Genomic DNA, 23211 nt, shown 5'->3' with positions numbered 1-23211 from the left:
GGTGCTGATGTCGCTGGCTATCTTGCTGCCGCTCGGGGTGTCAGTAGCAGGTCCGGCGGGCTCCGCGTCGGCGGCGTTCAATCCGGACGCCTTCGACTTCTGGGTGGACTCCAGCATGGGTCCCATCAAGTCGCGGATCTTCCGCGCCGCGGACGGCAACACCGGGCGCGTGGTGTACGCGCTGGACGGCATGCGGGCCCGCGGTGACCTCAACGGCTGGGAGGCCGAGACCGAGGTCGCCCGTGAGCTCACCAAGTGGAATATCAACGTCGTCATGCCCGTCGGCGGTCCCTCCAGCTTCTACGCGGACTGGAACGCTCCCGGTAACTTCCTCGGTCTGAGTACCGGTTCGTCGGGTTCGGCCAACGGCTCCTCCTCGGGTTCCGCGATGACGGGCTCCTCGGGGTGGAACGAGACGCTGGGCAAGTCGAACACCTATAAGTGGGAGACCTTCCTCACCAGCGATCTGCGCAATGCGCTGCGTGACCGGCTCGGCTTCAGCCCGACCCGCAACGGTGTCTTCGGCCTGTCCATGGGCGGTAGCGCCGCGCTCACGCTGTCGGCCTACCACCCGGATCAGTTCGTCTATGCCGGTTCGTATTCCGGCTACCTGAACATCTCCGCGCCGGGCATGCGCGAGGCGCTGCGCCTCGCCATGATCAGCGCGGGCGGCTACAACATCGACGCGATGGCGCCGCCGTGGGGCCCGCAGTGGCTGCGCATGGATCCGTTCGTCTTCGCGCCGCGACTGATCCAGAACAACACCAGGCTGTGGGTCGCCGCGGGTAGCGCACTGCCCGGTCCCGGCGACGCGTCCTCGCCGATCGACATCATCCAGGGCACGCCACTCGAGGCGCTCGCATTGGTCAACACCCGGGCCTTCCAGGTGCGGATGGCGACGCTGGGTGCTCAGAATGTCAGCTACAGCTTCCCGTCGGTCGGTATCCACAACTGGCGCAACTGGGAGTCCGAGGTCTACCGCATGATTCCGGACCTCTCCGCCAACATCGGTTGATCTAGCTCGACCTTCTCGAAAACCGCCCGGTGTGTTCGCACACCGGGCGGTTTTCTGTTTGCTGGTATCAGTCCGTAACCCAGCTTGACAACGAATCGGCTGCGGGCCCTCGTCGATAGTTGTGGGATGAATCACTTTCCAGCAACATAGAGGCGTTCATCGTTTGATTGATGTACAGAGAGCATGCATACAGGTGGAATGTCTGTTTTGCGAAGGATGGTCCGTCTGTATATCCGATGAGGGGGTCGGTCGAAGTTGCAAATAGTTTGCTGACAGGCCGTCTGGACGAAAGGTCGAGTCGAATGCGAAGTGTGCGCTGGAAGCGTTGGCCCGGAAGCTCCGTCGGTTCCTCGACCCGGGCGACCAGTGGTGCCTGGGCCAAGAAATGGGTGCTCGGCGTGGCGACGGCCGTGCTCTTACCGCTCGGCATCGCAATCGCGGGCAGCGGCGCCACCGCGTCGGCGGGCTTCAACCCGGCGGCCTTCGACTTCTGGGTCGACTCGCCGGTGATGGGCCCGATCAAGACCCGGGTGCTACGCGCGGCGGACGGCAATACCAACCGCGTGGTCTACGTGCTGGACGGCCAGCGGGCGCCGGAAACCCTCAATGGCTGGGAGATCGAGACCAACGTCCCCGAGGTCCTGGCGAGCTGGAACATCAATGTGGTCCTGCCGGTGGGTGGCATGTCGAGCTTCTACGCCGACTGGAACGCGCCGAGCAACTTCTTCGGCATCTCGCCGGGATCGGCGGGTTCGTCCACCGGATCCGGTGCGACGGAGGCCTTCCTGGCGGGGCCGGGTAAGAGCTACCGCTACGACTGGGAAACCTTTCTGACCCAGCAACTGCGGTTCGCGCTGCGAGATCGCTTGGGGTTCAATCCGAATCGCAATGGTGTATTCGGTCTGTCGATGGGCGGCAGTGCCGCGCTGACGCTGGCGGCCTATCACCCGGATCAGTTCAGCTTCGCCGGTTCGTACTCGGGCTACCTCAATATTTCGGCGCCGGGTATGCGGGAGGCGATTCGGGCGGCGATGATCGACGCGGGCGGCTACAACGTGGATTCGATGGCGCCGCCGTGGGGTCCGCAGTGGCTGCGGATGGATCCGTTCGTCTTCGCACCGCGCCTGATCGCGAACGGCACCCGGGTATGGGTGGCCGCCGGTAGTGGGCTGCCGATGTCCGAGGATCTGACCATCCCGTTCCTGGCGGCCACCGACCGTGTCGTCAGGGGTGCGCCGCTCGAGGCGCTCGCCTTGGCGAATACCAGGGCATTCCAGGTCCGCATGATGACATTGGGAGCGCAGAACGTGGTGTATTCGTTCCCGTCCGCCGGTCTGCACGCGTGGACCAACTGGCAGGACGAGGCCTACCGCATGATCCCGGACCTCTCGGCCAGTATCGGTTAGCCCCAACCGTGAAACGGACCGCCTGAAGTACCGGGTGGTCCGTTTCTTTTGTTCGGACCAACATATTTGCTTACTTGTTGCTTGTGTGGTTGTCGGTGAAGCAGTTTCGGTGCGCATGCCCGGTGTGGGTCCGTAGTGTGAGTCCACGCTGGTAATTCTCTGGACTCCATCACGATCCGGTATTGCGGCAGCCTTTCGGCTCGGGTGTGATTCGAATATGCCTATGTACAAGCGGTAAACGCTGAGATGTTCTGCTCGCGGGAGGCGTCGGTGTGAGTGTCGATCCGCGTGCTCGGCGGTGGCGATCAACGGTGATCGCACGGGCAAAGGTCGAATTGATGCGATCCAGCGGAGTGCGCGGGATAGTTGCCAGTGGTCGCGGTGGTGGGCGGCTGCGACCGTTCGATGGTCGGGGGCCCAAGTTTTGGCGCTGCCATTCGTGATCGCGGAATATCAATGTGGTTATGCCGGTGCGTGTGCATCACCCGGACCAATTCCGCTATGCCGGTTTGTATTCGGGCTATCCGAATAATGTCCGCGCCCGGTGAGCGCGGGGTCTGCGGCTGGTTCTGCTCGACGCTGGCGGCTTCGCTATCGACGTCAAGTGGGATCTGTGTTGGCCGCGCAATGGCCCGTTCATGTGCGCCGACCTGCTGCGCGCGAATGGAACTCGGCTGTGGATCTCCTCGGGCAATGGCCAGAACGGCTCGCGTGATGTGATCAATGCGCCGATCGACGTCTGCCACCTCGGCGATGCGATCACGCTCGAGACGATCGCAATGGCCGATACCCGGGCCCGGCCGACTCGCTCGGCCCCGCGAAGGCGGTCTTCGATTGCCCGGCAGTCGGCCCGCACCACTGGGCCGATCAAGTGTTCGAGATGCTGCCGGATCTGAGCAGGAACCTCGGGTGAGCGATTCCGGACTCCCTAGTGCCCCTAATCTTTGTTCGAAATTCCCGTTCCGACACGACATCTCCGGGCGAACGCGCTAAGGTCACCGCACGATCACAGCTTGTGAACGTGCGGAATTCGGCCACTCGATTACCCCGGTCTTGCTAAGACTTCGCATGTCGAATAACCTCCAGCGAGCGCAAGTGTGACCAGATCGTTGTAGCGCCGTCTCTTGTGCCGGAATGTCGGGTACCGGTTGGCATGTGACGCGCGTCTCGTTGGCAGCACGGGTGCTGCCCGGCCCCTCATGGGCTACGGGCGGCACCACAACAGCAGAAAGAGAGCAGGATTCATGCGTTTCGGCAGGGCGGCCGCGCCGAAGAGAACCAAGTCGGGACGGCGAGGCAACCCTCGTGGTTGGCGTAGTCGAATTCTGGGTGTCGGTGCCGCTGCGTTGGCGCTGCCGATCGCCGCGGGCGTGACGGGCCCGACCGTCGCCATGGCCGCACCGGTCCACGGCCCCGCTTTGCGGGCGCCGTCCGGCGGCTTCGAGGACCTGATGGTCCCGTCGGTGATGGGCCCGATCAAGGTCCAGGTGCAGTGGGCGGCGCGCGGCGGTAACGCGGCGGTCTACCTGCTCGACGGTCTGCGTGCTCGCGACGACCGCAATGCCTGGTCGTTCGAGACCAACGCCCTCGATCAGTTCAAGAACGACAACATCTCGCTGATCATGCCGGTCGGCGGTCAGTCGAGCTTCTACGCCGACTGGTATGCGCCGAGCAACACCAACGGCCAGAAGACCACCTACAAGTGGGAGACCTTCCTGACCAAGGAACTCCCCGCCTTCCTCGAGGGCTACGGCGTGTCGCGCACGAACAACGCGGTTGTCGGCCTTTCCATGGGTGGCTCTGCCGCGCTGGCGCTGGCTGCCTACCACCGCGACCAGTTCAAGTACGCCGCCTCCTACTCCGGCTACCTGAACATCTCCGCGCCGGGCATGCGTGAGGCGATCCGCATCGCGATGCTGGACGCGGGCCGCTTCAACGTCGACTCGATGGCCGCGCCGTGGAGCTCGCAGTGGCTGCGGATGGACCCGTTCGTCTTCGCCCCGCAGCTGAAGGGTCTGCCGATGTACATCTCGGCGGCCAGCGGTCTGCCGGGTCAGTACGACCGGCCGAACTCCGCGGTCGGCTACTTCAACACCGCCAACGGTATGGCGCTGGAAGCGCTCTCGCTGGTGAACACCCGTGCGTTCCAGTCCCGCCTGGCCTCGCTCGGCATTCCGGCGCAGTTCGACTTCCCGGCCGCGGGTACGCACTCGTGGAAGTACTGGGAGGCCGAGCTGTGGAACTCCCACAACGGCATCCTCGACGCCACCGGCGGTTGGTGATTCAGGGATAGGACGCCGAACGGCGCCGTCCGCTTCCGACTCGGAAGCAGACGGCGCCGTTCGGTTTTCGGGGCTGCCCGCTGTGTTTTTCGGATCGCTGAATCAGACAGTGCGCTCTGCTGCCGCGTGTCCTACCAGGAACCGCGAGGTAGCGGGGGTAGGAAGCTCTTGTGGCAGGAGTTGCATTCGGCAGCAGGGGGCGGCGCGGATGGCGTGACGGACGTGTGGCCCGCCGGGCCGCGCTGCTCGCCACCGCCGTGGTGATTCCGCTCGCCTCAGGTCCTTCCCCGATCACCGCACCCGCAAACGCACAGCCCGCGGTCGCTCCGGTCGCGGTCCCGACGGTGCAGAAGGTGGTCTGGCTCACCGATCGGCGGGTCGCGCTGTGGGTCGATTCGCCATCGATGGCCACGCCCGTCCAGGTGCAGCTATTGCTGGCGCGGGATTGGAATACCCACCCCGATGCCAGGTTCCCGGCCTTGTTCATGCTCGATGGCCTGCGTGCCACCGATGACGAGAGCGGCTGGACCCATGAGGCGGGTGCGGTGGACTTCTTCGCCGATAAGAACGTCACCGTGGTGCTGCCGGTCGGCGGTCAGGCCAGCTTCTACTCCGACTGGCTACAGCCCGACAACGGCCACAACTACAAGTGGGAAACGTTTCTGACCAAGGAACTTCCGCCGCTGCTCGAGAGTCAGTGGCGAACCTCGGATATCCGTGGCGTCGAGGGCATTTCGATGGGCGGCACGGCCGCGATGTTCCTGGCCGGGCGCAATCCGAACTTCGTCAAATACGCTGGGTCCTACTCCGGTGTACTGACCACGACGACGCTCGGCATGCCGCAGGCGATCCAGTTCGCCCTGCGCGATGCGGGCGGATTCGACTCGGCCGCCATGTGGGGTCCGCCGGGTGGACCGGAATGGGACGGGCACGACCCCTACGCGCTGGCCGACAAGCTCAAGGGCGTCAGCCTCTACATCTCCAGCGGCAGCGGCTCGACCGGTCCGTTCGACCAGGCCAGCGGCATTCCGGGGGTCAGCACCAATTACGCGGGCATGGGGCTGGAGATCCTGTCCCGGCTGACCTCGCAGAATTTCGTGGCCAAACTGGGCAAACTATCCATCCCGGCCCAGGTGAACTACCGCCCCTCCGGCACGCATTCTTGGCCGTACTGGGATTTCGAAATGCGCCAGTCCTGGCCGCAGGCCGCCGCGGCGCTCGGTGTCGATCCGGATAAACCGCCGTGCCAGACAGCCGGTGCGATCGGCGCGTTGGTGGGCGGCAGCGGCTGGCTCGGCGACTGCGTCACCAGGGAGTACCAGGTGGCGGGCGGTACCGCACAGGACTTCAAGGGTGGCCGGGTCTTCTATTCGCCGCCCGAGGGCGCGCATCCGGTCGCGGGCATGATCGGCGGCGGTTATCAGGCGGCGCTGGGGCCGGGCGGTCCGCTCGGCCTGCCGACCGGCGATGAGCGCGGGCTGCCCGATGGTCGCGGACGCATGCAGACCTTCCAGAACGGAATGCTCTACTGGACCCCGCGGACCGGCGCCCAGGTGGTGCGCGGCGCGATCCTCGATGAATGGGGTAGGCAGGGCTTCGAGACCGGCCCGGCCGGATACCCCACCGCGCCGGAGGTCAAGACACCCGCCAAGGACGGCGCGGTCCAGTCCTTCGAGAACGGCCCGTTCTTCTACAGCGCCAGGACCGGTGCGCACCGGGTGCAGGGGATGATCCTGGGCAAGTACGCCGAATTGGGTTATGAGAACAGCCAACTCGGCTTCCCGGCCACGGAGGAGACTCCCTCGAAGGATTTCGGCCGCTTCAGCAAGTTCGAGGGCGGAAATATCTACTGGAGTCCGCTTTCGGGCGCGTGGCCGGTGCGTTCGGGCCCGATCATGGATATGTGGTCGGTGCTCGGCTATGAGAACGGCAGGCTCGGTTATCCGACCAGTGACGAGTTCGGCATTCCGGGCGGCTATCAGCAGAATTTCCAGACCGGCTACATCACCGTGCGCGATGGCAAGCCTGAAGTTCACGGTATCTAATTCCGGTCAGTCTGTTTTCTGATCAATTGCACCCGCAGACCCCCTTCAGCGACCTGCGAGCAGTCGCCATTGCTGGCTTTCCTCTAGCCTGGGTGGCGACCCAACCCTTAGCGAACAGATCGAGGACACGAATTCATGCATCGGACCCGTGGAAAGGTTATCGGCGTAGTCGTGGGGATCGCCGCTACCGGCTTGCTCGCTGCCTGCGGCAATAACGATTCGACGGCGACGAGTACGCCGACGATGTCCCACACCACGACGGCCGCGTCGCCGACCGCCGCCCCGACCAGCGCTGGTGCGACCGGACAGCCGCAGGCCCCCGAGCCCGCGCAGACGACCGTCGAGACGGCGACGCCCGAGCGCCCGCAGCCGGTCCCGACCAATGCCGTCCCGACCGAGGACAGCTCCAAGCTCACCGACAAGGACAAGAAGTTCCTGGACGCGCTGAAGGCCGCTGGCGTCACCACCGCGTCACCCGATATCGCGCTGAGCATCGGCGCCTACGTCTGCCAGGGCGTCGCGGCGAATGCCTCCGACCAGGATCTGATGACCTTCGTCTCCGCGATGGCCGGGTCGGATCCGTCCTTCGATCCGGCGAAGATGCCGGTGGAGAAGGCCGGAAGGATCTACATCGATACGGCTAAGGCGACGTACTGCCAGTGAGTGCGCGCGGTTCGGCGTCCCGCCGGTCCGGGAAACCGGTGGGGTGCCTGCTCTTCATCGGGCTGGTCGTGCTCGTCGTCATCATCGCGGTGGTGCTGTGGTTCGTACTGGCCGGGCGACTGCGCCCGCCCAAGCCGGGTCCGAAGCCGCCGCCCGCACCGCCAACCTCGCAACCGGCCTGGTGTCCCGATGTGCAGATGATCTCGGTGCCCGGGACCTGGGAATCGAACAGCAATGACGATCCGCACAATCCGACGGCGAATCCGATCTCGCTGATGCTCAATGTTTCGGGGCCGCTATCGCAGCAGTTCCCGCAGGGGCGGGTGGACGTCTACACCACCCCGTATGTCGCGCAGTTCTCCAATCCGATCGCGATCCCGCCGGACGGCCAGCAGTCGTACAACAACAGCCGCTCCGAGGGTTGGCAGCGCACGATCGACATGATGGCGAGTCGGTATCGCGACTGTCCGCTGACCACGTACGTGATCGCCGGGTTCTCCCAGGGCGCGGTGATCGCGGGCGATATCGCCAACCAGATCGGCGCAGGCAATGGACCGGTACCCGCGGATAAGGTGCTCGGCGTGACGCTGATCGCCGACGGCCGCCGCACCGGTGACGGTGGAACCGGCCAGGCCATCCAGGTCGGCACGGCGCCAGCGGGTGTCGGCGCGGAAGTCGCGCTCAATGGATTGAAGGTTCCCGGCATCACGATGACCGGTGCGCGCTCGGGTGGGTTCGGTTCGCTCGCCGACCGCACGTACACCATCTGCGCGCCGGGCGACATGATCTGCGATTCACCCCGAGACGCGTTGAGCCCCCTGAACATCGTGGGCAGTGTGCTGACCCTGGTGCGCGCGGTGGGCAACCCGGTGCACAGTCTGTACAACGGCTACGTGGTCGACGGTAATGGCACCACCGCGACGCAGTGGACGGTGAGCTGGGCCAATGGGTTGATCGAGGGGGCGCCGCATCCGGCGCATTCGTGAGATCGCACAGCAAACGTGCGCTCGGACCGGTGTTCGCACGCGTGGTGCTGCGACAACCGCACTGGAGTTCCGTCGCACGCTGTAAAGTGCGCCTGATGATCGCGACGCAGGCAACTGCCCCCAGAAGCGTGGGCACGTGTGGCCTCGCGTCGCGCCCACATTTCCTTACAGCCAGGAGCATGAGTTCATGACAGAAGCCGCCGCACCGGCCACCACGGCGAGCCGTGAAGCGGATGCTGAGTTGACCGCACTGGGCACTCCTCTGCGATCCTTCCGCTTCGCGGCGGCGGGCGAGGGAAATAAGCAAGAGGGCGGGGCCCGCAAGTTCATCCAGACGGCGCAGCAGGCCGAGGAGTACGGCTTCGACACCTTTGTCGTGCCGGATCATCTGGGTGACCAGATCGGCCCGATCGCCGCGCTCGGTGCGCTGACCCAGGCCACCGAGCGGATCCGGCTGGGAACCTCGGTGCTGGCCAATGGCTTCCGGCATCCCGTGGTGCTGGCCAAGGATCTGGCCACCATCGATGTGCTGTCCAAGGGCCGCCTCGAGGTCGGCATCGGCGCAGGCTGGAAGCAGGACGAGTTCCTTGCCGCCGGTCTGCCCTACGAGGCGCCGGGCGTGCGGCTCGCGAAGCTGGACGAGACGCTGAGCATCCTCGATGTGCTGCTGCGTGGCCAGGAGTGCACCTTCGAGGGCAAGTACTACCAGGTGCACGGCGTCAAGGGCACGCCACGGCCGCGCCAGGGTCCGCGCCCGCCGATCTGCACCGGCGGCGGCGGACCGAAGATGCTGCGCCTGGCCGCCAAGCACGCCGACATCATCTCGGTCGTTCCGGTCACCACCAAGAACGGCAAGGGTCTGCTCTCCGGCATCACCTTGGAGAAGACCATCGAGAAGGTGAACCTGATCAAGGAGGCGGCGGGTGACCGGTTCGCCGATATCGAGCTGAACTGGGCCATCACCGCGATCGTCATTACCGACGATCGGGAGAAGACCGCCGAGATGGCGCTGTCCGCGATCGATCGCGGTCTGCACCCCGACCTCGAGGTGGACGTCAAGCTGTCGGTCGAGGACATTCTCGCCTCCCCGTATGTGGCGATCGGCACATTCGAGGAGATCGCCGAACAGATCCGTCAGGTGCGGCAACTCACATCGATGTCCTATGTCGGTGTGTTCCCCACCCAGATGGACGCGTTCGCGCCCGTGATTCCGCTGCTGCGGGGAGAGTGACCCGGTCTTCTCTGTAACATGACTCTGGTTTGAGAACATCTAGCCGATAGCGGTCTACCGCGCAGACCGCAATAAAATCTGCAGGCTGGCTCTCGCATGTAGAGCACCCGCTGCGATAGCGAGTCGGGGCCTCACAGGTAACAGCGGCGATATCGCCGTCTTGCTGCGTGTGCCTCGGAGGAGATGAAGGAATGGACGAGACTTTCGACGATTACCTGGATGAGACCGGGAACATCCGTATTCCCGATGACCACACCCTGGTAGACCACGTCGAGAAGCACACCCGCAACGACGCGAACACGCTCGCGTACCGCTACATCGATTACTCGCGTGAGCGTGACGGTGAGGCGCTGGAGCTGACGTGGCGTGAGTTCGGTGTTCGGCTGCGCGCGGTGGCCGCTCGACTGCAGCAGGTGACCAACCCGGGCGACCGGGTCGCGATCCTGGCCCCGCAGGGCCTGGATTACGTGATCTCCTTCTTCGCCGCGATCTACGCGGGCACCATCTCGGTTCCGCTGTTCGACCCGGACGAGCCGGGCCACACCGACCGCCTGCACGCGGTGCTCGGCGACTGCGAACCCTCGGCCATTCTGACCGCGAGCTCCTCCGCGGCCGGTGTGCGCCAGTTCTTCCGCTCGCTGCCCGCCGCACAGCGTCCGCGCATCATCGCGGTCGACGCGATCCCGGACAGTGTCGGCGAGAGCTGGGTGCGCCCTGATGTCGCCGTCGACGATATTGCCTACCTGCAGTACACCTCGGGCTCCACCCGCGTACCGGCCGGCGTCGAGATCACCCACCGGGCGGTCGGCACCAACCTGCTGCAGATGGTCGAGGCGATCAACCTGGACTGGAACTCGCGCGGTGTCACCTGGCTGCCGCTGTTCCACGATATGGGCCTGCTGACGGTGATCCTGCCCGCGGTCGGCGGCAAGTACATCACCATCATGTCGCCGAGCGCGTTCGTGCGCCGCCCGTACCGCTGGATCAAGGAACTGGCCGCACACAACGACGGTGCCGGAACCTTCGCCGCCGCACCGAACTTCGCATTCGAGCACGCCGCGGCGCGTGGTCTGCCGAAGAGCGGCGAGTCGCTGGATCTGTCGAATGTCATCGGCCTGATCAACGGCAGCGAGCCGGTCACCACCTCGTCGATGAAGAAGTTCAACGAGGCGTTCGCACCGTACGGCCTGCCCAAGACCGCGATCAAGCCCTGCTACGGCATGGCCGAGGCGACGCTGTTCGTCTCCGCGACCAAGGCCGAGGACGAGGCCAAGGTCGTCTATGTCGACCGCAACGAGCTCAATGCGGGCCGGATGGTCCGGGTCGAGCAGGGCGCCGAGAACTCCATCGCGCAGGTCTCCTGCGGTTATGTGGCGCTGTCGCAGTGGGCGGCCATTGTCGATCCGGAAACCGTCGACTCCGACGGCGGCGGACACGAACTGGCCGACGGCCGGGTCGGCGAGATCTGGCTGCACGGCAACAATATGGGCATCGGCTACTGGGGTCGCCCGGACGAGACCGCGGCCACCTTCCACAACAAGGTCACGCATCGTCTTATCGAGGGCAGCCACACCGACGGCACCGCGGCCGATGCGAACTGGATGCGCACCGGCGACTACGGCGTCTACTTCGAGGGCGAGCTGTACATCACGGGCCGGGTGAAGGACCTCGTGATCGTCGACGGCCGCAACCACTACCCGCAGGATCTCGAGTTCTCCGCGCAGGAGGCCTCGAAGGCGCTGCGGCCCGGTTTCGTCGCGGCATTCTCGGTGCCCGCGAACCAGCTGCCCGTCGAGGTGTTCGAACAGGGCAGCCATTCGGGCCTGAGCTTCGACGCCGATGACGCCTCCGAACAGCTCGTCATCGTTGCCGAGCGCGGGCCGGGCGCCGGTAAGGCCGATCCGCTGCCGATCGCGGACGCGGTCCGCGCCGCGGTATCCCAGCGCCACGGTGTGACCGTGCGCGATGTGCTCCTGGTACCCGCCGGGTCGATTCCGCGGACCTCCAGCGGCAAGATCGCGCGACGCGCCTGCAAGACTGCTTATCTGGAGGGAACGCTGCGGGGTGGTTACACCCAGCAGGCCTTCCCCGATGCACCGGAAGAGTAATTGCCCGAGGGTGGCGCCGTAGCGGCTGCTCGCAGGTCGATTCACCAGGATCGGCCCGATCGTGGACGCGCGGCGGGCCCTTCCCCCGCCAGGCGTCAATTCAACGGCGCGCCCGGTACCCAGACAGGTAGCTTGAGGAATTGATGGCTGACAACGAGGGCACGCCCACCCAGACGACCGAAATCGTGCCCGCCGCGGCGGACGCGATCGATACCGCTGACGCTTCGCAGTCCGCCGCGAAACCCGGCGCCGCGACGACCGATATGTCGGTCCCGGAGCTGCGGGAGTGGCTGCGGCGCTGGGTCTCCGACGCGACCGGTCAACCGATCGAGCAGATCACGGTGGACCGGCCGATGGAGGAGTTCGGGCTGGCCTCCCGCGATGCCATCGCCCTCGGCGGTGATATCGAAGAGCTGACCGGTGTGGTGCTGACCGCGACGATCTACTACCAGCATCCGACCATCGCGTCGCTGGCCGAGGTCGTCATCAATGGTGAGCCGGAGGCGCCGGAGGAGTCGGGTGACGACTCGTTCTACACGGCCGGATACCAGCCGGGCGAGGCGCACGATATCGCGATCGTCGGCCTGTCGACGCGGCTGCCCGGTGCGGGTGATACCCCCGAGTCGACCTGGGAATTCCTGATCAATCGCGGTGACGCGATCCGGGAGCGGCCCGAGGGACGGTGGGACGAGTTCACCGCCGATCCGGCGGTGGCTGCAAAGGTCGCCGAGGGCAATACACTTGGCGGCTACCTCGACCAAGACGTCATCAAGAACTTCGACGCGGAGTTCTTCGCGATGTCGCCGATCGAGGTCGAGCGGGTCGACCCGCAACAGCGGCTCATGATGGAGCTGACCTGGGAAGCGTTGGAGCACGCGCGAATTCCCGCGAGCGAGCTCAAGGGCGAGTCGGTTGGCGTTTTCGTCGGCACTTCTACCAATGACTTCCAGTTGGTGACCGCACTCGGATTGGGTGAGTCTGATCCGACTGCGCCTGCTTCGGCCGATGCGTATGCGCTGACCGGTGGATCCTCAGCCATCATCGCCAACCGGATCTCCTACTTCTATGACTTCCGTGGCCCCTCGGTCGCTGTCGACACTGCCTGCTCGTCCACGCTGGTCGCGGTGCACCAGGCTGTGCGCGCGCTGCGTTACGGTGACGCCGACCTGGCCCTTGCTGGCGGGGTGAACATGTTGCTCGCGCCAGCGATCACCCTCGGCTTCGACTCGATCGGCGCTTTAGCGAAGAACGGCCGTATCAAGGCGTTCTCCTCCGATGCCGACGGCATTGCCCGGTCCGAGGGCGCCGGTCTGGTGGTGCTCAAGCGGCTGGCCGATGCTGAACGTGACGGTGATTGCATTCTCGCGGTGATCAAGGGCTCGGCGGTCAACTCCGATGGCCGGTCCAACGGCATCGTGGCACCGAACCCGGATGCCCAGGCCGACGTGCTGCGCCGTGCCTACCGTGACGCAGGCATTGCGCCGTCCACGGTCGACTACATCGAGGCGCACGGTACCGGCACGCTGCTCGGTGACCCGATCGAGGCGGACGCCCTCGGCCGGGTGGTCGGCCGCGGTCGCGACGACGATAAGCCCGCGCTGCTCGGCTCGGCGAAGACGAACTTCGGTCACTTGGAGTCCGGTGCCGGCGCTGCCAGCTTGGCCAAGGTGGTCATGGCACTGCAGAACAACGTACTGCCGCCAAACGTCAACTATGTCGGGCCGAACCCGTACATCCCATTCGAGCAGGCTCACCTGAAGGTCGTCGATGAGCCGACGGAGTTCCCGCGCTACAGCGGCACCGCGACCATCGGTGTTTCCGGCTTCGGTTTCGGTGGCACCAATGCCCACGTTGTCATCCAGGAATACAAGCAGCCGACACCGGCTGGGGCTGAGCGGAACGAGACTGTCGGCTCAGCAGACGAGACCGCGGAACTTGTCACCGAGGCCGACGAATCGGCAGACCAGAGTGAAACGACCGACGCGGATATTGAGACCACAGATGTGGTCACCGAGGCCGATGAGATCGTTGCGAAGAGTGCCGAGCAGGTTGCGGGAGACGTAGCGGCCGTTGCGGAATGGTCGAGCGAGCGGGCCGAACCGCTGCCAGTGATCCTTGCTGTGTCGGCCTACCTGCCTTCGCGCCGCCGCCGCGCCGCAACCGAGCTGGCCGACTGGCTGGAGACCGCTGAAGGCCGTAACACTCCGCTCGAGGATGTTGCGCGCTCACTGGCCAAGCGCAGCCATTGGCGTTCGCGCGGCGTGGTCATCGCCAAGACTCATGAAGAGGCCGTCGCCGGGCTGCGTGCGATCGCCGCAGGCAAGCCTGCGGCTGGGGTGTTCACCGCGGATGCGCCCGCCGCGCAGGGCCCGATCTGGGTGCTGTCCGGATTCGGTGCCCAGCACCGCAAGATGGGCAAGCAGCTCTACCTGGAGAATTCGATCTTCCGCAAGGCCGTCGACGAGGTCGACGAGCTGGTGCAGGACGAGGCCGGATATTCGGTGCGCGAGATGATCCTGGACGACGCCCAGGATTACAACGTCGGCACCTCGCAGGTCGGCATTTTCACCATTCAGATCGGTCTGGCCGCGCTGTTGCGCGCGCACGGCGCACAACCCGATGCGGTGGTCGGTCATTCGATGGGTGAGGTCGCCGGGGCCTATATCTCCGGTGGTCTCGTGCTCGAGGATGCGGTGCGCGTGATCTGCGCCCGTTCGCGCCTCATGGGCGAGGGCGAGGCGATGATCAGCGATGACGATGTGCGCAATATGGCGCTGGTCGAGCTGAGCGCCACCGATATCGAGGCGATGCTGGTCGACTATCCCGACGTGGAGTGCGCGGTGTACGCGGCACCGACGAATACGGTGATCGGCGGACCGCAGGATCAGGTCGCGGCGATCGTGGCGAAGGTCGAGCAGGCGGGCAAATTCGCCCGCGTGCTGCAGACCCGCGGTGCCGGGCACACCTCGCAGATGGATCCGCTGCTGGGTGAGTTGGCGGCCGAGCTGGCCGGTATCGAGCCGACCAAGCTGAAGACGGGTCTGTACTCGACCGTCAACAAGGAAGAGTTCTACCGTCCCGGCAGCGATCCGGTGCACGATGAGGACTACTGGGTCAAGAACATGCGCCACGCGGTGTACTTCACCAATGCGGTGAAGCTCGCGGTGGACACCGGGCACACCACCTTCGTGGAGCTGGCGCCGAATTCCGTTGCGCTGATGCAGGTGCTGGGGACGACGTTCGCGGCCGGTGTGCACGATGCGCAGCTCATCCCGACGCTCAAGCGCAAGGAAGACGAATCGGCGGGCGTAATCGCCGCGCTGGCCCAGCTCTATGTGCACGGGCATCGGGTCGATCTGTCGTCGCTGCTGCCCGCTGGCGAGTACGCCGAAATTCCGCGTACCGCATTCCTGCGCAAGCAGTACTGGCCGAAGGCGAAGATGGCCAGCGGCAGCGGTAACGCCCGGGTGCCGGGTGCGCATGTCGCGCTGCCCGACGGGCGGCACGTGTGGGAGGTGCCGGCCTCGGCCGTCACCGATCTCGCGGCGCTGGTGAAATCCGCTGCGGCACAGGTGCTCAGCGATGTCTCGCTCGGCGCATCGGTCCCGCATGCGGTGCTGCCGACGGCCGGAACGCTGACCACCACGCTGACGTCGCATCTGGGTGGCGCATCGGTGCAGGTGCATGCCCGTGCGGGTGCGAGCTTCCAGCTGCTGTTCGAGGCGGTCGTCGCATCGAGTGCGCCGCTGCCCGAACCCGTTGTCGCCGAGGCGGTTTCCGCTGCCGAGGTCGCGACCACCGCGGACGCCGATCTGGAGATTGTCGAAACCTTCGGTGAGCGTTGGGATCCGGCGGGCACCCAGACCCTGGAGGAGCGGCTGGCGCTGATCGTCGCCGAGTCGATGGGCTATGCGGTCGAGGATCTGCCGATGGAGATCCCGCTGATGGAACTCGGCCTCGATTCGCTGATGGCCATGCGCATCAAGAACCGGGTCGAATACGAATTCGATATTCCGCAGCTGCAGATCCAGGCCGTGCGCGATGCCAACCTGAACGAGGTCGCCAAGGTGCTGCACTACGCCATCGAGCACCGCGACGAGGTGCAGGCGATGGCCGAGAAGCAGGCCGCTGGCGAGGAGATCGCGGTCGACGGCGGATTCATTGCGGCGGCCCGCGCGGCTGTCGCGGCTGGCGCGGATCCGGCGGCCGTGGTGGCGAATGCGGCTGCCGCCGAAGGAGTTTCGCTGGGTGCCGAGAACACCACGGTGGCGGCGGAGGCCGAGCAGATAGTCGCTGAAGCCGAGACTGCTGCCGGTATCACCGGTGCTGCCGCTGGTACCGCCGCGCCTGCCCCGGCCACGCCCGAGCAGGCCGCCGCGGCCGAGGCCGACGAAGCCGCGATCGATCGCGCGCTGGACGCCGAGGACACCACCGCGGTCGGTGGGGCCGAGGCCGTGGCTGCCGCTTCGATCTTCGGTCAGCCCGCCGGTGCCGACGAGGACGATGTGCCGCCGCGCGATGCCGCCGAGCGGTTGACCTTCGCCACCTGGGCGATCGTCACCGGCAAGTCGGCGGGCGGCATTTTCAATACCCTGCCGATCCTGGAGGAGGAGGTCGCCGAGAAGTTGGCGATCCGACTCAGCGAGCGGATCAAGGCCGAGGTCACCGTCGATGATGTGCTCGACTGCGAGACCATTGAGCAGCTCGCTGAAATCGTGCGCAACCTGCAGGACAGCGGCGCCGATGTCGATGGGTTCGTTCGCCCGCTGCGGCCGCGCGTCGAGGGCTCGAATGCGGTGCCGGTCTTCGTCTTCCACCCGGCCGGTGGCAACACCCTGGTGTACGAACCGCTGTTGAAGCGTCTGCCTGCCGATACTCCGATGTACGGCATCGAGCGGGCCGATGGTGCGATCGAGGAACGCGCCAAGCAATACGTGCCGCAGCTGCGTCAGATCCAGGGTGATGGCCCCTACGTGCTGTACGGCTGGTCGCTCGGCGCGGTGCTCGCGATGGCGGTCGCGCATATTCTGCGCGCCGAGGGCGCGGATGTGCGCATGGTCGGTCTGATCGATCTGGCCATACCGACCGAGCCGGAGGACAACAGTCCGGAGGAGCGGATCCGACGCATCGAGCGCTACCAGGCATTCGCAAAGAAGACCTACGGTGTCGAAGGCGAACTCCCGCAAGAGCAGTTGGAAGAGCTCGCGTTGGCCGACGACGAGGATCAATTCAAGATGATCAGCGATCTGGTCAAGATCAGCGGAGCCAAGATCCCCGGAGGTGTGCTCGAACACCAGCGCACTTCCTGGATCGAGAACCGTGCGCTGCAGAAGCTGCGCCCCGCGCGCTATGAGGGCGACGTGGTGCTCTATCTGGCCGATCGGTACCACGATGGCGCGATCGAGTTGGAGCCCCGTTTCGCGGACCGGCGACCGAATGGTGGTTGGGATGAATACATTCCGAACCTAGAGGTTATTCATATCCCGGGTGACCATCTCCAGATCGTTGACGAGCCAAGGATCGGAAAGATCGGAGCCGACCTCACCGCGAAACTTGCCGTAATTGCCCCGTAGGGGCGCCTGATGAGAGGGGCCACGTGAGCACTACTGCCGGGAAGCTCGCCGACCTGCGCAAAAGATTGGAATTAGCGCAGGAACCGGCGGGTGAAGCGGGGGTGGCGAAGCGGGCGAAGAAGGGAATTCCGAGTGCCCGCGACCGGATCAATATGCTGTTGGATCCGGGAACCTTCGTGGAAATCGGTGCGCTGGTGCGTAAGTCGGGTGATCCGTCCGCGCTGTACGGCGACGGCGTGATCACCGGGCACGGTCTGGTCGAAGGGCGTCCGATCGCGGTGTTCTCACACGACCAGACCGTTTATGGCGGTTCGGTCGGTGAGATGTTCGGCCGCAAGGTCGCCAACATCATGGAGTATGCCGCGAAGGTCGGCTGCCCCATGGTGGGCATCAACGATTCCGGCGGTGCGCGCGTGCAGGAGGCCGTGACCTCGTTGGCCTGGTACGCCGAGCTCGGGAGTCGCGCCGAGCCGCTGTCGGGGATGGTGCCGCAGGTGTCGTTGATTCTCGGCAAGTGCGCGGGCGGTGCGGTCTACGCGCCCATCAATACCGATGTGGTGGTGGCGACCGAAGAGGCGTACATGTTCGTCACCGGGCCCGCCGTGATCCGTGAGGTCACCGGCGAGGACGTGAGTCTCGAGGAACTCGGCGGCGCGCACAGTCAAGCGCAGTACGGCAACATCCATCACGTGGCCCCGGATGAGAAGGCCGCATTCGAATGGGTGCGCAGCTATCTGGGCTTCCTGCCGACCAGTTGCCAGGAGCGGCCCCCGGTCGTGAATCCCGGTCTGGAGCCGGAGCTCACCGAATCGGATCTGGAACTGAATTCGATTGTGCCGGACTCGGATAACTCCGCCTACGACATGTACGAGATCCTGTTGCGCATCTTCGACGACGGTGATTTCCACGAGGTCGGCGCCGCGGCTGGGCGCAATGTCATCACCGGATTCGCCCGGGTCGACGGGCGCAGTGTCGGCGTGGTCGCGAATCAGCCGATGGTGTATGCCGGTGCGCTCGACGCCAGGGCTTCCGATAAGGCGGCGCACTTCGTGCGTATGTGCGACGCGTTCGAGATTCCGCTCGTATTCGTGGTGGACACACCGGGATTCCTACCCGGCGTAGAACAGGAGAAGATCGGCGTCATCAAGCGCGGCGGCCGCTTCCTGTTCTCCTATGTGGAGGCCACCGTGCCCAAGGTGACTGTGGTGATCCGCAAGTCCTACGGCGGCGGGTACGCGGTAATGGGCTCGAAACAGCTCGGCGCGGATGTGAATCTGGCCTGGCCGACCGCGCGAATCGCGGTCATGGGCGCGGAGAGCGCGGTCAGTCTGATCGGCCGCAGGCAGATCGAGGCGGCGCCGGAGGACCAGCGTGCCGCGGTGCGCCAGCAGATGATCGACTTCTATAACGCGACCATGGCGACCCCATGGGTTGCCGCCGAGCGCGGCTATATCGACGCCGTCATCGAACCCTCGGCCACCCGCCTCGAGCTGCGGCGTGCCCTACGCCTGCTGCGCGATAAGCAGCTCCCGCGCAACCCGCGCAAGCACCACCTGCTCCCGCTCTGACACAGCCGCAACTTCGACTACGGAATCGGGCCCGCAACCCGCGCGGGGTTGCGGGCCCGATTCCGGTCCGTGGCAGCGGAAGTCAGGCGATGGCAGCCGACTCGATGATGACGGCGTCGCGCGGCACGTCCTGGTGCATGCCCGCCGAGCCGGTGGCGACCGCGGCGATCTTGTCGACCACCTCGGAGCCCTCGGTGACCTTGCCGAAGACCGTGTAGCCCCAGCCCTGCGGGGTCGGCGCGGAGTGGTTCAGGAAGTCGTTATCGGAGACGTTGATGAAGAACTGCGCGGTGGCCGAATGCGGGTCGTTGGTGCGGGCCATCGCGACGGTGTACTTGTTGTTCTTCAGGCCGTTGTTGGCCTCGTTCTGAATCGGTGCCTGGGTGCCCTTCTGCTTCATATCGGAGGTGAAGCCGCCGCCCTGGATCATGAAGCCGGGGATGACGCGGTGGAAGATGGTGCCGTTGTAGTGGCCCGCTTTCACGTAATCCACGAAGTTCGCGACGGTGCCAGGTGCCTTCGCATCGTCGAGCTCGAGCACGATCGTTCCGAAGTTGGTTTCGAGATTCGCCTTTGTCATACCCCCTACCTTTCCATCGTGTCCGTTACCGGTCAGCATTTCGGGTCACCTTTTCGGTCCCGTCCCATTAGCCACGCCGTGCCGCGCATCGTCCGACGAATCCGTTTCCGAGTCGTGATTCCCCGCGTTTTACAGGGGATTCGGGCCGCGCGACTGGGAGTCGTCTCAGAAGTTGCTGGGAGCTGCACGCAACTTGTGCGCAGCCAGCGCCCGTTGCGACACGCGGGCGGATACCATTGCCAACCGTGCCCGACGCCGCTACCGCTGTCTTGACAAAACCGCCCGCCGCGCCGGAAGTCGCACCGAGTGACTTCCGCACCGCGCGTATGGTCGCGCTGATCGCCGGTGTGCTCGGCGCGCTGTTCGCGCTGGCAGCTCCGTTCTTGCCGGTCAGCCAGACCACCGCGACGCTGAATTGGCCGCAGGGCGGCGCCATCAATAGCGTGCAGGCGCCGCTGATGTCGCAGGTGCCGGTCGACCTCGAGGCCAGCATTCCGTGCTCGGCGGTCGATCAGCTGCCGAGCTACGGCGGGATGCTGCTGGCCACCGCGCCGCCACAGGGCGACCGGGCATCGCTCGAGGCGATGTTCGTGCGGGTCTCCGACACATCCGTGGATGTGATCGACCGCAATGCCGTGGTGGCCTCGGCCGAGCGTGCCCAGTTGGGCGGGTGCAGCTCGATCACCATCAGTTCCGACAGCAATCGGACCAAGGCGTCGTTCGAAGGCCTCACCACGACGATCGAGCGGCCGGTCGAGGGTGCGGCGCCCGGAGCCACGCAGAAGGTCGCGGTGCCGGTAGCGGGGCAGCTGAACGGTGATCTGCGGCCACAGGTGGTCGGCGTCTTCACCGATATGAAGGGCGCGGCGCCCACCGGGCTGTCGATGCACATGACGGTGGATACCCGGTTCTCCTCCAGCCCGACCCCGGTCAAGTTGATCGCGATGATCGCGGCGGTGCTGTGCACCCTGATCGCGCTCGGCGCGCTGGCCAAACTGGACGGCAGTGACGGGCGCGGGCACCGCCGGTTCCTGCCCGCCCACTGGCTGAAGCCGACCTGGGCCGACGGCGCGATCATCGGCACGCTGCTGGTGTGGCATTTCGTCGGCGCCAACACCTCCGATGACGGCTACATCCTGAGCATGGTCCGGGTGGCGCCGCACGCGGGCTATATGGCCAACTACTTCCGCTGGTACGGCGTCCCTGAGGCGCCGTTCGGCTGGTACTACTACGTCATCCAGGCCTTCTCGGAGATCTCCACCGCGAGCCCGTGGGTCCGGCTGCCGGCGCTGTTCTGCGCGATCCTGTGCTGGCTGGTGATCAGCCGCGAGGTGGTGCCCCGGCTCGGGCGCGGGGTGCGCCACAGCAAGGTGGCGCTGTGGACCGGTGGACTGGTCTTCCTGGCGTTCTGGCTGCCGTTCGACAACGGCCTGCGCTCGGAGCCGATCGTCGCGCTCGGCGCGCTGCTGACCTGGGTTTCGATCGAGCGGGCCATTGCGACCGGTCGGCTGTTGCCCGCCGCGGTCGCGATCCTGGTCGCCGCATTCACCTTGGCGGCGGCACCGACCGGTCTGATGTGTGTTGCGGCGCTGCTCGCCGGTATTCGGCCGCTGGTGCGGATCGTGGTGCGACGGCACCGGCAGTTCGCCGCGCAGGGTGTCGGCAAGTGGGGTTCGTCACTGCCGCTGCTCGCACCGATTGCGGCGGCGGGTCTGCTGGTGCTGATCGTGGTCTACACCGACCAGACCTTCGCCGGAATCCAGGAGGCCAACCGGGTGCGGCAGGTGACCGGGCCGAACCTGGCCTGGTACGAGGACTACCTGCGCTACTACTACCTGTTCGTGGAGACCGTCGACGGTTCGCTCTCGCGCCGGTTCGCCTTCCTGATCATGCTGCTGTGCCTGTTCACCACCATGCTGGTGCTGTTGCGGCGCAGGCAGGTGCCCGGTATCGCCAGCGGTCCGAGCTGGCGGCTGATGGGTGTGGTCTTCGGCACCATCTTCTTCATGATGTTCAACCCGACCAAGTGGACCCATCACTTCGGCGCATATGCGGGCATCGCCGGATCACTGGCCGCGGTCACCGCGGTGGCGGTTTCCGCGAGTGCGTTGCGGGCCAGGAAGAATCGGGCGATCTTCCTCGCCGGATTGCTGTTCGTGCTGGCCATCGCGTTCTCGGGCATCAATGGCTACTGGTACGTGTCCAGCTTCGGCGTGCCGTGGTTCGACAAGCGGATCTCGCTGCACGGCCACCAGTCGAATACGGCGATGCTCATCCTGTTCGGGCTGGCGCTGGCGCTGGTCGCCTGGGCCGCGCTGCGCGAGGACTACACCAAACCGCAGCCCTCGGCGAAGTCGGTGCGCGGTAAGCGGATTCGCAAATTCGCCGCCATCCCGCTGACCGTGGTCGCCGCACTGATGGTGCTGCTCGAGGTGTTCTCGCTGGTGAAGGGCGCGGTGTCGCAGTATCCGGCGTATTCGCTGGCACGCTCGAATTTCGATGCGCTGAGCGGGAATTCGTGCGGTCTGGCCAATGACATCCTGGTGGAACCGGATGTGGACAAGGGCAATGGCACGCTGACCCCGATCACCGATCCGGCGAATCCGCCGAAGAACGGTGATCCGCTGGCCGGGGCCGATCCGGTCGGCTTCGACCCGAACGGTGTGCCCGAAAAGCTCAGCGCCGACACCATCGAGGTGAAGCCGGGTACCGGCAATACCTCCACCCAGTCGGTGGGTCCGGTGGGTGCGGACGGACAGAACGCGGGCACCGACGGCGGCTACGGCGCGACCGGTGTCAATGGCAGCCGGGCCACCCTGCCCTTCGGCCTCGATCCGGCCACCACGCCGGTGATGGGCAGCTACCAGCTGGGCGTGCAGCAGCCCGCGCATTTGGTGTCGAGCTGGTACCAGCTGGCGCCGCGCTCGGATGATCGTCCGCTGGTGGTCATTTCGGCCGCGGGCCGCATCCTGTCCGTCGACGACACCGGTGACACCAAATACGGCCAGTCGCTGACCGTCGACTACGGCAAGCACCTGCCCGACGGCAGCGTGCAGATGCTGGGCACCTACCTGCCGCGCGATATCGGCCCGTTCCCGTCGTGGCGCAATCTGCGCATCCCGCTCGATGAGATCGCGCCCGATGCCGATGCGGTGCGCATCGTCGCCAACGACCCGATTCTGATCGGTGATCAGTGGCTGGCGTTCACCCCGCCGCGGATGCCGAAGTTGGCCTCGCTCAATAGCTTTATCGGCTCCGAGCAGCCGGTGCTGCTGGACTGGGCGGTCGGACTTCAGTTCCCGTGCCAGCGGCCGCTGGACCATAAGAACGGGGTGGCCGAGGTGCCGGGCTACCGGATTCTGCCGGACCGGCCGTTGGCCATCAGTTCGACCAATACCTGGCAGGCCGAGGAGTTCGGTGGGCTGTTGGGCTTCTCCCAGATGCTGGCGAAGTCGAGCACCATTCCGACCTATATGAAGAACGACTGGGCGCGGGACTGGGGTTCGCTGGAACGGTACGACCAGTACTACCCGAATGCGGTTCCGGCCAAGTTGGATACCGGCAAGGCCAACCGTTCCGGATTCTGGTCGCCCGGACAGCTGCGGGTGTTCTAACACTCCTACCGACGCAGGCCCGTCGAATCGGCACTACACCGATTCGACGGGCCTGTTCTTTATCTAAATGCGACCGCACGGAATGTTTCTCATAGTGCGGCGCTGTCCATTCGTGAGCGCCCACTCTATTGCCCGGGTGT

The 23211-nt window shown here is 65.6% G+C and carries 13 protein-coding genes; 11 read left to right on the top strand and 2 right to left on the bottom strand.

The window, feature by feature from the left end; genetic code table 11:
* The first annotated feature begins 7 nt into the window (after positions 1 to 7).
* Both ACWEO2_RS12180 and ACWEO2_RS12175 read left to right on the top strand, forming a co-directional pair.
* On the top strand, positions 8 to 1015 hold the full coding sequence (locus tag ACWEO2_RS12180; protein WP_354959977.1) for an alpha/beta hydrolase: 1008 nt from the start codon (positions 8 to 10) through the stop codon (positions 1013 to 1015).
* 302 nt (positions 1016 to 1317) lie between these two features.
* The gene (locus ACWEO2_RS12175) at positions 1318 to 2421 is read left to right on the top strand and encodes an alpha/beta hydrolase (RefSeq protein ID WP_452405330.1); all 1104 of its coding nucleotides are present in this window, start codon (positions 1318 to 1320) and stop codon (positions 2419 to 2421) included.
* Positions 2422 to 2726: 305 nt separating this feature from the next.
* On the opposite strand, the gene ACWEO2_RS12170 is transcribed toward ACWEO2_RS12175, so the two are convergent.
* A complete protein-coding gene (locus ACWEO2_RS12170; RefSeq protein WP_452405329.1) occupies positions 2727 to 3167 on the bottom strand; it encodes a hypothetical protein in 441 nt (146 codons plus the stop codon).
* A 498-nt stretch (positions 3168 to 3665) separates the two neighbouring features.
* Between ACWEO2_RS12170 and ACWEO2_RS12165 the strand changes: the two genes are divergently transcribed.
* From ACWEO2_RS12165 to ACWEO2_RS12130, 8 genes are all read left to right on the top strand, one after another.
* Positions 3666 to 4703 (top strand): alpha/beta hydrolase, encoded by a 1038-nt coding sequence (locus ACWEO2_RS12165; RefSeq protein WP_452405328.1) that lies wholly within the window; start codon positions 3666 to 3668, stop codon positions 4701 to 4703.
* A gap of 170 nt (positions 4704 to 4873) precedes the next feature.
* Complete coding sequence (locus ACWEO2_RS12160; RefSeq protein WP_452405327.1) at positions 4874 to 6748, top strand: alpha/beta hydrolase-fold protein; 1875 nt, start codon at positions 4874 to 4876, stop codon at positions 6746 to 6748.
* Between the two features lie 135 nt (positions 6749 to 6883).
* Positions 6884 to 7411, top strand: coding sequence for a DUF732 domain-containing protein (locus tag ACWEO2_RS12155; protein WP_452405326.1), 528 nt, complete (start codon positions 6884 to 6886; stop codon positions 7409 to 7411).
* Positions 7402 to 8397 carry a cutinase family protein gene (locus tag ACWEO2_RS12150; protein ID WP_452405434.1) on the top strand — a complete coding sequence of 332 codons (996 nt, stop codon included), beginning with the start codon at positions 7402 to 7404 and terminating at the stop codon, positions 8395 to 8397. The genes ACWEO2_RS12155 and ACWEO2_RS12150 overlap by 10 nt, the downstream gene beginning before the upstream one ends.
* A gap of 187 nt (positions 8398 to 8584) precedes the next feature.
* Positions 8585 to 9628, top strand: coding sequence for an LLM class F420-dependent oxidoreductase (locus tag ACWEO2_RS12145; protein WP_354959971.1), 1044 nt, complete (start codon positions 8585 to 8587; stop codon positions 9626 to 9628).
* Between the two features lie 191 nt (positions 9629 to 9819).
* Positions 9820 to 11736, top strand: a complete 1917-nt coding sequence (fadD32, locus tag ACWEO2_RS12140) for a long-chain-fatty-acid--AMP ligase FadD32 (protein WP_452405325.1) — start codon at positions 9820 to 9822, stop codon at positions 11734 to 11736.
* A 143-nt stretch (positions 11737 to 11879) separates the two neighbouring features.
* Positions 11880 to 17309: a polyketide synthase Pks13 gene (pks13, locus tag ACWEO2_RS12135; protein WP_452405324.1), complete on the top strand. Its 5430-nt coding sequence runs from the start codon at positions 11880 to 11882 to the stop codon at positions 17307 to 17309.
* 23 nt (positions 17310 to 17332) lie between these two features.
* The gene (locus tag ACWEO2_RS12130; RefSeq protein WP_452405323.1) at positions 17333 to 18877 is read left to right on the top strand and encodes an acyl-CoA carboxylase subunit beta; all 1545 of its coding nucleotides are present in this window, start codon (positions 17333 to 17335) and stop codon (positions 18875 to 18877) included.
* An 82-nt stretch (positions 18878 to 18959) separates the two neighbouring features.
* On the opposite strand, the gene ACWEO2_RS12125 is transcribed toward ACWEO2_RS12130, so the two are convergent.
* Complete coding sequence (locus ACWEO2_RS12125; RefSeq protein ID WP_452405322.1) at positions 18960 to 19457, bottom strand: peptidylprolyl isomerase; 498 nt, start codon at positions 19455 to 19457, stop codon at positions 18960 to 18962.
* A 245-nt stretch (positions 19458 to 19702) separates the two neighbouring features.
* Here ACWEO2_RS12125 and ACWEO2_RS12120 point away from each other — a divergent pair, with 245 nt between their 5' ends.
* On the top strand, positions 19703 to 23071 hold the full coding sequence (locus ACWEO2_RS12120) for an arabinosyltransferase domain-containing protein (RefSeq protein WP_452405321.1): 3369 nt from the start codon (positions 19703 to 19705) through the stop codon (positions 23069 to 23071).
* Positions 23072 to 23211: the final 140 nt, after the last annotated feature.

The organism is Nocardia sp. NPDC004278, assembly GCF_053602975.1.
The sequence above is the reverse complement of the archived record's forward strand: the minus strand, read 5'-3'. Positions and strand labels throughout refer to the sequence as shown.